This window comes from Akkermansia sp. NBRC 115031 (assembly GCF_030268505.1).
GTDB lineage: Bacteria > Verrucomicrobiota > Verrucomicrobiia > Verrucomicrobiales > Akkermansiaceae > Akkermansia > Akkermansia massiliensis.
Genome location: NZ_BSQU01000007.1, coordinates 217,633 through 231,132, shown reverse-complemented (window position 1 = coordinate 231,132; position 13,500 = coordinate 217,633). Strand labels below are relative to the sequence as shown.

The 13,500-nt window shown below is 60.0% G+C and carries 8 protein-coding genes and 1 tRNA gene; all 9 read right to left on the bottom strand.

From position 1 onward, the window contains the following. Positions 1–8: 8 nt before the first annotated feature. Entirely contained in the window at positions 9–1,634 is a 1,626-nt protein-coding gene (locus QSJ36_RS10815) for an ABC transporter permease subunit (protein WP_253231779.1), read from the bottom strand. After that, positions 1,627–2,379 (bottom strand): ABC transporter ATP-binding protein, encoded by a 753-nt coding sequence (locus QSJ36_RS10810; protein ID WP_102728707.1) that lies wholly within the window; start codon positions 2,377–2,379, stop codon positions 1,627–1,629. The genes QSJ36_RS10815 and QSJ36_RS10810 overlap by 8 nt, the downstream gene beginning before the upstream one ends. Before the next feature lie 54 nt (positions 2,380–2,433). After that, positions 2,434–3,525 (bottom strand): 2-aminoethylphosphonate--pyruvate transaminase, encoded by a 1,092-nt coding sequence (phnW, locus tag QSJ36_RS10805; RefSeq protein ID WP_102728616.1) that lies wholly within the window; start codon positions 3,523–3,525, stop codon positions 2,434–2,436. Positions 3,526–3,546: 21 nt separating this feature from the next. Then, complete coding sequence (gene phnX, locus QSJ36_RS10800; protein WP_022397882.1) at positions 3,547–4,338, bottom strand: phosphonoacetaldehyde hydrolase; 792 nt, start codon at positions 4,336–4,338, stop codon at positions 3,547–3,549. A gap of 136 nt (positions 4,339–4,474) precedes the next feature. Further along, positions 4,475–5,740, bottom strand: coding sequence for a hypothetical protein (locus QSJ36_RS10795; protein ID WP_285468657.1), 1,266 nt, complete (start codon positions 5,738–5,740; stop codon positions 4,475–4,477). A 193-nt stretch (positions 5,741–5,933) separates the two neighbouring features. Next, on the bottom strand, positions 5,934–7,364 hold the full coding sequence (locus QSJ36_RS10790) for a hypothetical protein (protein ID WP_285468656.1): 1,431 nt from the start codon (positions 7,362–7,364) through the stop codon (positions 5,934–5,936). A gap of 11 nt (positions 7,365–7,375) precedes the next feature. After that, complete coding sequence (locus QSJ36_RS10785; RefSeq protein ID WP_285468655.1) at positions 7,376–8,686, bottom strand: 4Fe-4S binding protein; 1,311 nt, start codon at positions 8,684–8,686, stop codon at positions 7,376–7,378. 288 nt (positions 8,687–8,974) lie between these two features. Then, positions 8,975–12,910, bottom strand: a complete 3,936-nt coding sequence (locus QSJ36_RS10780) for a TIM-barrel domain-containing protein (protein WP_345783938.1) — start codon at positions 12,908–12,910, stop codon at positions 8,975–8,977. A 320-nt stretch (positions 12,911–13,230) separates the two neighbouring features. Further along, positions 13,231–13,307: transfer RNA gene (locus QSJ36_RS10775), tRNA-Met, on the bottom strand. Positions 13,308–13,500: the final 193 nt, after the last annotated feature.

The following is a 13,500-nucleotide window of genomic DNA, read 5'->3' as shown; positions in this document are numbered from 1 at the left end:
ACGGTATTTTATTGTTTTTTGGTGCATCGGGCGGCAATGCCGCCCAGAATGACCCGGACCAGGATATTCGTGGCCAGAATCAGGAGGGACATCACAAAGATGGAATCAAACTGCGCGTAATGCTGCAATTCCTTGATCTTGGTGGTCAGCACGGCCGTTCTGGCGCCCACTAGGAAGATGACGGCGCTGATCGTGATCATGCTGTTGATGAAATAATAGCTGAACATTTCCAGCACGGTTCCCAGCGAATTGGGCACCACAACCCGGCACAGGGTTTTCAGCCAGGAATCACCCATCAGGGCGGCCGTGGCCTCCCAGCCCTTGTTCATTTTCTCCAAGGAGCTCTTGCCCATCAGGTAGGGCGTGGTGAAGAAATGGACCACGTTGCAGAGCACCAGAATCAGGAAGGTGTTTTGCAGGCTGGTTCCCGTGAAGGCGAACAGGAATGCCAGGCCGAGCACCATGCCCGGAATGGTGTTGGTCACCACGGCTATCCCATCAATCGCGCCGCGGGCCACCCGCCCCAGCCCGGAGCGCGCGGATGCCAGCGCGGCGCCGTAGGAAAGCAGGGTGCCCAGCAGCGCGGTCAGCAGCGCCACCCACAGGGAATTGCCGTAAATGGAAAGCAGGCCGCGGGAAGAGAGGATGCGCATGAAGCGTTCCAGGGAAAATTCCACCTCATAAGGCCAGTTTCTGACGAAAGGCACCACGAACATGACCGCAAAAACCGCCGCAATGGTTCCGATGACGGCCAGGGACCCGGCGCCGCACACGGCGTCCCTCAGGCGGCTTTTGACGATGTCCTGGCGGCAAATCCTGTTGTACCGGAAATTGTACCGTTCCAGGTAATTGATCAGCAGGATGCTGATGATGGACGGCAGCAGCATGGAAACGGCGACCGCCGCGCCGCCGCCGAAGTTCGGGATGGCCCCCAGCATTTCATTGTACAAATGGATGGCCACCACGTCAAAACTGCCTCCGATGGAGGCGGGAATGCCGAAGTCCGTAAAACTCAGCGTGAACGACTGGATCAGCGCCGCCCCCAGCGTACCCACCAGCGGCCTCACGGCCGTTCCCAGGAAGGTGCGAACGGGGCCGTCCCCCATCACCTTGGAAACGATGACGAAGTTCTTGTCTACATACTTGAAGGTGTTGTTAATCAGCAGGAAGGCGACCGGCAGCGTGTAAATGGTGTAGCCCAGCAGCATTCCCTGGAACCCGTAAATGTCCAGCACCTGGAACCCCAGCAGCCGCGTCAGCAGCCCTTCCCTGCCGAAGGAATAGATGATGACGAAGCCGTACGTGATGGTGGGCAGGAACATGGGCGCCACCGTCATTCCCGCGATGAACTTGCGGAACAAGGGCGGCAGTCCCGTATTGTTCACGGCATACGCCAGGAAAAAGGCCAGCGCGGTGGTCAGCGCCGCGGAAATCCCGGAAATCAGAAAACTGTTCCGGAAGGATTCCAGGAATGCCGGGCTGGCCAGCATGGCCGTATAATTCCCCAGGCCGGATTCCCCGCCTACCAGGAAGGACTTGCCCAGCAGCAGCGCCATGGGCAGGACCAGGAAGACGGAGAACACCAGGGCAACCGCCCAGAACACGCCCCGGATTTCTATCTGGGTTTTATGCATAGGAACCCTCAAAGAGGGAAAGAATGTTATTCCTCTTGATCTCCAGCTGGTTCAGGATGAACTGCTTCACAAAGCTGTTGCTGGGGCTGGAAATGATTTCCCGCGGCGTGGAATACTGGGAAATGCCTCCTTCGTTCAGGATCAGCACCCGGTCGGACAGGGTAAGGGCCTCCTCCGGGTCATGCGTCACGATGATCGTGGTCAGGTTGTACTCCCGGGCAATCGTCTTGATGCGGGACTTGATGGACTCCTTGATGACGCCGTCCAGGGCGCTCAGAGGTTCGTCCAACAGCAGGATGCGGGGCTTCATCACCAGCGTGCGGGCCAGGGCCACGCGCTGCTTCTGGCCGCCGGAAAGCTGGTCGATGCGCTTGTCCAGATGTTCGCTCAGGCCCAGCAGCTCCACCAGCTCCCGCACCTCACGGGGGGAGCTGACCCCCGGCTTGTTCTTCAGGCCGTACGTGATGTTCCGATAGGCGTTCAGGTTGGGGAACAGGGCATAATCCTGGAACACGATGTTGAAGCCGCGCCGCTGCATGGGCGTGCCGCTCACGTCCTCCCCGTCAAAAAGGATCTGGCCGCCGTCCAGTTCCGCCAGCCCCAGGATGACGTTCAGCAGCGTAGTCTTTCCGCTGCCGGACGGCCCCAGGATGGAGACGATTTCCCCTTTCCCGATGTCCAGGCTGATGCCGTTCAGAATGGGAACTCCGTTATAGACTTTCTTGATGTTTTTCAACTGTAGCATGGTAACCTCCTGGCCGCCGCAGCGGCCCGCTGGCATTGATGGATGGGAAGGGAACTACTTGTTCCGGCGGATATCCGCCACGGCCTCCGCCAGGCGGCGGAAATCGTCCGGGAACACGTCCCCGATATTGCCGATGCGGAAGGTAGGGGCTTCCGAAATCTTGCCGGGGTAAATGACGAATCCCCGTTCCTTCAAGGCCTCATAAAACTTCTGGAAATCAAAATCCTCCTCCGGGTACAGGAAGGACGTGATGATGGGGGACTGGAGTTCGTCCGGCAGCAGGGTCCGGAACCCGCTCCGGCGCATCCCCTCCACCAGCGCCGCATGGTTTTCCCGGTACCGGTCATGGCGCGCTTCCACGCCGCCCTCATCTTCCAGCTCCTTCACGGCCTGGAAGAAGGCGCGCACCACATGCGTGGGAGAGGTAAAGCGCCACTTGCCATGGCCCTTCTCCATCTCCGCCCACTGGTCATACAAATCCAGGGACAGGGAGCGGGAGACCCCCTCGCACCGGGACAGGAAGGAGCGTCTGGCAATGACGAAGCCGAAACCCGGAACGCCCTGGATGCACTTGTTCGCGCTGCTGACCAGGAAGTCGATTCCCAGCTTGCGGATGTCAATGGGAATGCCGCCGAAGCTGCTCATGGCGTCCACGATGAACGTCAGGCCGCGACCGCGGATCGCCCTGGCGACGGCCTCCACCGGATTCAGAATGCCGGTGGTGGTCTCGCAGTGCACCATGGCCAGGTGGGTGATGTCCGGGTGTTCCTCCAGCGCGCGCCGCACGGCCTCCGGCGTCACGGGCGCCGTCTCCTTCAGGGAAACGAGGACGTGATTCAGGCCATGGCGGCGGGCGATGTCCCCCATGCGCTTGCCGTACGCACCGTTGGCGACGATCAGCAGCTTGTCCTGCGGCCTGACGGCGCAGCTCAGCGTGGCTTCCACGGCATAGGTGCCGCTGCCCTGTAAAAGAACGGTGGTGTATTCGCCGTCCAGCCCCGCCAGCTTCAAAAGCTGTTCCCGGATGACGGTGACCACGCCCTCGTTGTAATCCTTGTCCCAGGTGCACCAGTCCTGAAGCATGGCCTGGCGGACGGATTCGGAAGTGCTCAGCGGGCCGGGGGTAAGAAGAAGGTAATTTCTCATGGTTAATGGATGGTTGAAAGGCTAGCGGTTCATGGAGGCGTTGATCTCCTCAATGCAGGCGGGCAGTTCACGAATGGAATCCAGCACGTAATGCGCTCCCGCGTCCAGCATGCGGCGGCGCACTTCCTCCTTCATTCTGTTCAATTCTGCGGCGGGCATGGCCTCATATTCCTCCTCGCTCAGGCCCAGTTCATTGCTGCCCGTGATGATGCCCACGGTGTGCACTTTCGCACTCAATCCTTCCCGGATATCCGCCATCGTATCGCCCACCTTCACCACCTGGTCCACGGAGGGGATCTCCAGGTCAATCATGTTCCGGTAAACCATGTACGGCGCGGGACGGCCCGCGGGAACTTCATCCGGCGTCACCAGGTTGTCCACCACATAACCCCGGGCGGCAGCCCCGGGACGCACAATGTCCATCATCTCCGCCGTGTAGCCCGTGGTGGACCCGACTTTGATGCCCCGGGCCTTCAGCCCCTCCAGCGTTTCCACCACGCCGGGAATGGGTGTGGTGAAATCCTTCAGGGAGGCGAACAGGTGCGTTTCAAACCCGGCGTAAAGCTCCCGCACGTCGGCCTCATTCCAGGAACGGCCATACTTCCGTTCAAACTGTTCGCGAACCGGATCCATTTCCAGAATGGCGCGGATGTGGTCCACTTTCAGCAACCCCATGGGTTCCCGCGCCTGCCTGTAGGTGATATCCAGGCCCTTTTCCCTGAACACGCTCAAAAAAACGTTCAAAGGGGCGAAACAGCCGAAGTCCACGGCCGTACCGGCCCAATCCATGATGATGCAACTGACTTTATTCATAATCTGTAATGTCTGGTCGTTGAAGGAGCAGCAGCGGCGGCTTTCCTCCGGGAACAGAGCCAACCTAAAACCTTCCCCGCCGCCGGACAAGAGCCGCCTGGTTGCAATGTTGTCACATAAACGGCGCCGGACACGGTCAGAAATTCGTGTACGCGCCGCAGATAAACGTCCACCCCGTAAACCCGGCGGAACGGCCTCCGCGGGAATGCCCGTACTCCGCCATCGTCATGATCTTCAGCCGCGCGGGATCGTCCCGGTACACAAAGAAATTCAACCCGGCGGCCACGGCCTGGTAGCAATCCACGCGGTTCCCTCCCCTTTCCGCCAGGGAGGCATAGCGCTTGTTCGGCTTCACGGCGTCCGGACCGAATGCGAGCTGGTAGCGGGCGACCGCCTGCACATGCCCCGTCAGGTTGAGGGACGGCATGACGGTCAGCCCCGCCAGGCCGGACGGAGCTATCACGCCGCCGGAGGAATACTCCCGCAGCCGGGAGGCCCAGACCGCCTGGGCCATCAGCTCAAATGCGCCCTGCTTTCCGTAATAATACAGCGCCAGCACGTTCCGCGCCCCGGTGCCCGTGTAATTGCCGTCGTAGGGGCGGTCCTTCATGTCCCCCCAATTGTAAATCCAGTCGCAGTACAGCCGCCCTTCCTTCAGCAGCAGGCCGTCCGCGCGCGCGGACAGGCCCAGGCTCATGTTCACGGACTCCCAAGTGCCCCAGGTTCCGCGGCTCCTCTCGTCCGTGTTGGACCACAGGCCCGCGTAATACCCCAGCGGCTCCTTCTTTTCGTCATTATAGCTCCAGACGCCGAAGGAACTGTCGCTGACCAGCATGTTTTCCACGGCGGAAATCTCCGGCAGCTTATACTTGGAACTGGAAATGCGGTTCTCCGCCAGAATGACGGGAAGCACCTTCCCCGCACCCACAACAGCGCCCGGCAGGGAATATTCCAAATGGGCCTCATAAAGGTTGCCGCGGGTCATTTTGTGGTTGTTCCAGCGTCCGCCCTTGTAATAGCCCAGACTGTCCACGCCGCCCATGTTCCAGATATTAGCCACTTTCAGGTCCCGGAGCACCCTGGCGTTCCAGCCCAGCCTCAGCCGCCGCCATTCCTCCGTGCGCCCGTGGGAGCCGGGGTACGTCCCGGAACCGCTGGGGGACACGGCCGCCGCCTGGTACTGGGCCCGCAGGGACACGTTGAACTCCTGAAGCCACGGATTCTCGCCATTCCTGTACAAATGCACGTTGCCGGGACGGGCTCCGTAGCTTTGCGCCCAGAGTCCGGACAGGGAGGACACGCCGCCCGCCGTTCCGTTCCAGGAGGAAAAACCTTCCGCGCCACACGCAAAGCCGACGGCGCAGCCAAAACAGACGGCATAGAAAAAAGAGGCCAGGGACATGATTCCCCACCATATCCGTTCCGGAACCCGCCTGAACCATTTTCAGGTCAAAAAATCGCCACACAACAACATACCGGAAAAAGGAAAAACGCGGCTTTCATCTTCGCGCCTCCTGATGCATGCCCATGAAAAAACAGGGAGGTCCCGGCGCGCCCCCTGAAGCTTCCCGTGGAATTCACGGACGGTGCAGCCGTCACGGCTCTGTCTCTCCGGAAAGCAGGCGGTCAAAGACCCACTCCCCGAACGTCCACTCCTCATTCTCCCCTTTGGCAAGGGCGAACTGCCGGAAGAGTTCCCGGAACAGCTCCCTCACTTCGCCAAGGGGAACGGCGCGGCGCAGCAGGAACGCCGTCCTGTCGCCCTGGGCGCGCCCTCCGGCAAAAACATCGTAAACGCCCTCGCTGCGGCCCACCATGGCCAGCTCCGCAAACAGGGGGCGGGAGCAGCCGTTGGGACAGCCGGAAACCCGGAACACCACGGGTTCGTCATCCAGCCCGAATTCATGCAGAATTTCTTCCAGCCATCCGTTGAGCTCCCGGTGGACCAGGGAAGAAGCGGCGCGGGCGCGGCGGCAGCCCGGCAAGCCGCGGCAGGAGCAGGATTCAATGGAGAGCGGGGGAAAATGCCTGGACCCGCGCAGCAGTACCTTGATGCGTTCCGCCACGCACCTGTCCGCCGGATGAAGCCTCAAATTGCCCCGCGGCGTGATGCGCACCGGAGAAGTCAAAAAAGGGACCACGCGCCGCCATGCCGACGCCACGGCATATTCCGGCGTATCCTCCAGACTGCCGGAAGGGAGCGCCACCAGCAGCCCGTTATAGAAATCATTGCGGCTCCACTCCCCGGAAGAGGAAAACTCAGGTTGCTCCCCCTCTCCCGGGTACAAGCCGGCGTTTTTCAATTCATTCAGAACCCAGTCCAGGCTGCGGGAGGCGAACAGCGACTTCAATCTCCTCTTGCGCGGATTGTCCGGTTCCCCGAACTGTTCATTCAGGGCCGTCAGCACCCCCGCCGCCTTCACGGCCTCCGGCAGGGAATACCGCCCCAGCCAGGATGCCGCCCGCGGCGCCAGGGCCGCACTGCCCCCCTGAATGCCGCCCCCGCCTCCGGCAAACAAATGCACGCCGCCCTCCGGATGGCCGCCCTTGGGAACCACAAAGCCCAGGTCACAGGAAAACAGCCCGAATTCATGGTGCGGAGCCTCTTCCAGACAAATACGGGCGCGCTTGTGCAGGGCGGAAAAACGTTCTTCAGGCTGCGGGTCCGAGGAAAAAAGACGTTCGCGGTTTTTGCGTATTTCATACGCGGGGAAGGAAACGGGAGCGGAAAACCTGTTCAACTTTCCGGCGAACTCCAGCCATGCGTCCCGGTTTTCCCCCCAGCAGAGGGAGGAACCTACATCCACGGCCTGTTCCGTATAGGGAACCAGGCGGGAAAGCTTTTCCGCCAGGGCAATGCCCTTCTCCACGCATTCCCGCTCATCCACCCCGTCCAGAGGAATGGACAGGGTGGAAAAGGAAACAAGGCGGCATCCCCCGTCCACGGCGTCCAGAACGGCCTGCCACTGGGCGGGTTTCATCCATCCTCCGCAAAACGGATATTCCAGGGTGTAGGTATTTCTCATGATGAATAAAATCAGACTCGCGCCGTCGCCAGGAACACCACGTGCATGACGGAAACCAGCGTTACAAAATACATGTCCGCCCGCGCGGACGGCACAGAGGAGAAGGGACCGGCCATGCCGAGGCCCAGAGCGCCGTGGGAACACCGGGAAATGCAGTCCCGGCAAAGGGTGCAGCGCCTGGAAATGCGGCAGGCCCCGCCCTCGCGCGAGATGGCGAGGTCACGGCAGGCGGCGGCGCACTGCATGCACCCGGTGCACGTCTCCTTCACGCGCATGCGCCAGGGGGACAGCCTGCCCAGCAAACCGGCGGCCAGCCCCATGGGGCAAAACCTGCTGCAATATTCCCTCACGCCGCCCGCGGCGCTCATTCTCCAGGCCAGGGGAGCCAGGAAAGCCGCGGCAAGCGCAACCGCCAGGGCGTATTCCACCGGGAGTCCCCACAGGGACAGGAGCAGCGGCGTTCCCACCGCTGCGGCGAGGGCCGCCCATCTCCAGTCCCGGAGGCCCTTGCCTCCCTTCACCGGACGCCCCTTTCTGCGGGAGGAGGCGGCGGACAGGCAGTCCCACACCCCGAAGTAGCACAGATGGCTGCACCACGCGCTCCCGGCCAGAAGGACGGATACGCTGAACAGCGCCAGCATGAAGATGCCTTCTCCCCGGTAAACCGGGCCGGAAATCATCATGAACGGCACGGGAACATGCAGCCTGCCCGTCATCAGCAGGGAGGAAGCCACCGTCACGCCCAGCAGAAACTGAAGAAAAAACACGGAGGCGAATACGGTCCACATCAGCCGCCGCCTGCGGGGAGACGCCTGCGGATTCAGCAGCCCCTCCGCACAATAGCCTCCCCACCAGGCCAGAAGAAGAATCACGAATCCGTTGACGCCCTGCCACGGCAGAACACGCTCTCCCAGCAGCAGGCGGAAAGGGGCCAGCGCATCCAGCAGAAACAGAAATAGCACGGAGGCGGAAAACACGCGGCTGCGCGCCAGCTCCGGAACAGGCAAATCCTTCTCCCCGCGCCTGCGCCACAGGATGGCCGCCGCATGAAGCAGCAGTACGCCCGCCAGAATGGCGGCCAGCCGCAGAAACGGCAGTCCCTCCATCATCCGCAGCCTGGCCAGATGCCAGGTTTCCGCCCCCCAGAAAAGCAGGGAGGCCAGCAGCAGGAACGTGACGCTCCTGCGGAGCCAGCCGCGCCGGGAAAACGAAAGCGCCGCCAGCCCCATGCACAAAATGACGCCCGCATGCATCCCGCCGCGCAAAAAATGGGCGGCCGTCATCAGAAAGCAGAACAAGGAGATGAGTCCGGGGCCGGTCATGGCATCGTGGGCGCCTGTCTGGCACCCCCAACATAAGTGAAAAGACCGGGCGCTCCAGAAAAAAACGGTTCATCCGCCCGTGAAGGGAGCCTCATTGCGTCACCCCTCCGCCGGAACAGCAACGCAGGGAAATCTTTCCCCTCCGCCGCTCCGTCCGGAAGCCTCCGGAACATGCGGAAGGGCGCCGTTCCACGGCGGCGAAAGCCGCGGGGGCGCCCTGCCGGAAACGGCGGCCTCCATGCGTGGACGCTGTCCAGCCGCGCATGGAGCCGCATCAGGATGTTAAAATTACAATTTCCTGGTGTTCAGCTTTTTATCCACCACCATGCCGTCCGTGAGCTTCGGCTGGAACTTCACGTCGCGACGGGCCTTGAACTTCAGCACAAACAGCTCGGAGGTTCCCTCCACAGGTTCCTTGTCCCCGATATTGACGAAGGTGGGATACAGGGCCTTGGTTCCGTTCGTATGAAGCCTGTCGTTCGTCAGGTTCTCCATCTTCTTCATGTTCTTAACCTCCACGCCCACGAATTCCAAATCCTTGGGATCGTACGGGAGGGCAAAGCTCAGGGCATTCACCAGCCGGAGGTTCCGGCCCTTCACGGTCACCTTGACGGCGTCTCCCTTGGCGTACCTCTTCTTATCGGCGCTGAGCAGGAGCTTTCCGTCCAAGCGGGCTTTCTTCTTTGCCTCCTCGGCGGCTTTCTTCTTCTCGCCGTCCCCTTCCTTCTTATCCCCTTCCTCGTCCTTCCTGGCGGCTTCTTCCTGCGGCTGGTCGGCTTCGTCTTCCAGCTGGGTGGCTACCACAGAAATATCGTAAGCGTCAATAAGGCCATTCTTGTTGATGTCTCCGTTGCTGATGTAGCCTTCAAAGTCGGAATCGCCCTTCCGCAGGCCCGTGTAGTTGATGTAGGAGGTCAGGTCGTTCCGGTCGATCTTGCCGTCATTGTTGATGTCGCCCGGCAGATAGCTTTCCGTGCCCGGCACCTTGAAGACGTAGATTTCCCTGCCGGAGCCGTAGTCGCCCACGCCTTCCGTGACATTCAGCTTGATGTAGCGCGCCGTGGGGGCGTCCTTGAAGTTGAAGATCTTCACGTCGCCATTCTTGTCCCACTGGAACGTTCCGGCCTTCGTCCAGTTTTCCCGGTCCATGCTGTAGGAAACGGAGCCCTTCAGGAGCGTTCCGTTGCCGCCGTCCTCACGCGGAACGTAATGGAACTTCTCAAGCTTGTTGATGGTCTTCAGGTCCAGAACCAGGTCAAACGGCACGGCCTTCTCGTTGTACTTCGTGTGCCACGCGTCCTTTTCCTTGAAGTCAAAGAGCTTCGTCAGGGAATTGCCCTGGTTCTCCACGCTCGTTTCACCTTCGATTCCCGGAATGGCGAACTCAAGCGGGTTGGCCTTGGTCTTCGCGCTGATGGCCGTCCAGGCGGAATGGCCGTCCTTGTTGACGGCGCGTACATTGAAGGAATAGGGCGTTTCCGCCTCCAAATCCTCAAACAGGAACTCCGTCCCCTTGATGGTGGTATACAGCATTCCGCCGAATTCGATTTCATAAAAATCAGCGTTCGGAACAGCATCCCATGAAGGAGTCAAGGTATATGCGGCCGCGTTTTCCTCCGTCACCCTGGCATTAGCGGGAGCGGTCAGGGCACCGGAAGAGACACGGTATTTTTCCGCGGGTTCAAAGCGGAAGCCTTCCACGGAAAGCACGGTGGGGACAGCCGTAATATCCGCCGGGGCCAGCTTCACCAGCAGCTGCGGGTTTTTGGCAATCACCTTCTTCTCAAAATCGCTTCCCTTGGTCGCAAACCTGTTCAGGTTGGGAGTCTGGTCATAGAAATACACGTTCTCCCGGGACTTGAAATCCTCCATGGAATTCGCTTCCGCCAGGTTGACGCTGTTTTCCCCGACTTTGGCGGAAACGCTGGACGGCTTCTGCGTCACATTGATGCGGAACTCCGTGGCCTTCTTCTTCTGGAAGCCGTTGAAATCCCCCACCGCCGGATGAACGGTGACGGTCACGTTGTTCTTGTCGTCCGCCCGGGATTCAACCAGGGTGCGGACACCCTTGCCGGCCCTGTATTCCTCCGTCACGCCGTCGTCGTCATACGCGGTGAAGGAAGTGCTGCCGTGCGGGTAAAGCTCGTAAATGCGCAGGTTAGGATTGATTTCCGAGACATTGTTGCTCGGATTGGCCATGGGAATGATCGCGCCGTTCTTGACAAACACGGGCAGTTTCCACAGGGGAGCGTCAACGTCATTGTAAATCTTGCCGCCTTCATACAAATCCCCGGTGAAATAATCGATCCATTGTCCTTCCGGCAGGTAAATGCCGTGGCGCACGTCATTCCCCTCCTTGTCCGCCCTGGTTTCCTGGTAAACGGGCGCCACCAGAAAATAGGGGCCGTACAGGAACTGGTACTGCGTGGCCTTCCCCAACGTGTAGGGATTGGGGTATTCCAGGAACATGGCCCGGATCATGGGCAGGCCGGAAACGGATTCCTCCGCGATGCTGTAGGCGTACGGAAGCAATTCCGACTTGAGCTTGAGGTACCACCGGTTGATGGAGGTATAGGGTTCCCCGAAGGCGTGGGGATACTTTTCATTGGCTCCCCAGCCGTCCATGTTCAGCTCCATGGGAGTGAAGGTCTTCCACTGGAAATCGCGGACGTTCACCAGCGGATTCTTCCCGCCGAAAATGCCGTCCATATCCGAACAGATGTTGGGCTGGCCGGAGAGGCCGGAGCCGATGTAGGTGGGAATATGGAAACGGATGTACTCCCAGACGCCGCCCGTCTGGTCGCCCGACCAGATGCCGGCATAACGCTGGGTTCCGGCCCAGCCGTCCAGGGAAATGATGAACGGTCGGCTGTTGTTACCGTAATAGGTCATGATCTGGGCCACGTCCGTAATGCCGTTCAGGCCGAAGGAATAGCCGGCGCCCACCCAGGCGACGTCCGTCTTCAGCACGCGCACTCCGGCGTCCCTCACCTCCTTCACGATGTCGCGCTGGAGCAGGGCGCTGATTTCCGGCTTGGGATGCAGGTCGGACTGGGTCCACAGGCCTATTTCCACGCCGTTCTTCCTGGCGTAGTCCGCCAGGCTCTTCAAATTCGCGATATTGCCGTCCAGGGTATCCGTCTGGCCGTAACCGGCTCCGTAGCCATCGTTCGGCAGGAGCCATCCCAGCGGCATGTCATGGGCCTTGTAGCGGTCCACCACGGCGCGGCCGGAAAACTGGTAATTGTTCAACTCCCCGTTCAGGGATTCCTTAATGCCTCCGTTATCCTTCTGGCTTTCCTTGTACCGTTTTCCGTCCTCAAACAGGATGCCCTTCTCGTCTTCCTTCCAGTAATCCCGGTTGTAGGCGTTCAGGTGGCCCTGGTAAAAGGCGAACTTGGGCAGCAGGACGGGGGCGCCGGTAAGCTGGTAGAAATCCCCCAGCAGGCTGACGGGCCCGTCGTTGACCATGAAAAAGACGTCCAGGTAATTTTCATCATGCGAAAGGCTGACCAGGTTCTTCTCCCTGGAGCCGAAATCATACTGGCCCTTCTTGAAGGTATGCCACATGACGCCGTAGCCGCCGGTGGACCAGTAGAAGGGAGTGGGGGAAGCCACGCCGCCATCCGTCCAGCTGTTCTGGTTCTCAATGGAAATCACCTTCCCCTTGTGGGAAAAACGGCCGTTCTGCACGCCGCCGCCGTAAAAATATTCATCCGGCTTCGCTTTCAGGGAAAAGCTGGTCCTGCCCTTTTCAAAAAGGACGGGGGCCGCCTGTTCCACCACCACGGAATTGTCCTTCAGGTTGATGATCTTGAGAAGAGAGGTCTTTTTGTCTATTTCAATCCTGATCTTCCCTGTGGTGATGGTGACCACATCTCCCTGCTGGTCCACGTCCAGGCGGGAAACCGGCTTCCGGGGATTGTCCGCCAGGATGCGGGCTTCCGGCTCCGCCTTGGGGTCGCGGATAATGCCGCCCTTGTCATCCCGGAAAATCCGGAAAACGTTGTCCCCGTAAAAATCGAATGTCATCCGGTGGTTCTTGCCAAGCAGCACTTCCACGGCGGCAGGGTTGATTTTCCTGGCGCCTTCAACGGGCTGGACCTGTTGTTCCGGGGTCAGTTCTCCCGATGCGGCAACGGCGAGACCGGAGAAGGAAAAAGACAATCCGAAAGCCAGCAGGACGGACTTCCGGAACATGCCATGGTCAATTGAGTTTCCCATTATTGTAGTGTTTTATATTATTCAGCCGGAGCGGCGCCACGGAAGGGATGCAAACGATCGTTTCCGGCCGGGCAACGGGCCGTTTTCCTTCGTCATGCCGTCCAGTGGCGCAGATTATCTTGCTGCACCATACCCTTTGTCCGTAATCGCCACAAGGCCAAAGACGGCAGTAACGGCGCACCATTGCTCCACACGGCCATAAAATACCCGTTCACCGCCACTTCCCTTTCAAGGATGACCTTCTTAAAAGAATTACTTCCGCCCCATGGCGCAGGGGCACGAAAAAGCCCTGCAAGCTTTTGACTTGCAGGGCTTTCAAATGGTTACGGGAGCAGGATTTGAACCTGCGACCTTCAGGTTATGAGCCTGACGAGCTACCTGGCTGCTCCATCCCGCGATTTAAAGAGCATCCGTAAAGGAGTGCGGAATTGTTATAACCTACTTCCGCAGCATGTCAAGTACTTTCAAATAAAAATTTTCATGGCTGCGACCGTATGACAGAGGTCCGGAAACGCTTTCCGGGGGCGGCGGAAGGGAAAGGAAAAACGCAGGCCCCTTCCGGCGGCTTGGCTCACAACAGGTAGGAGAGT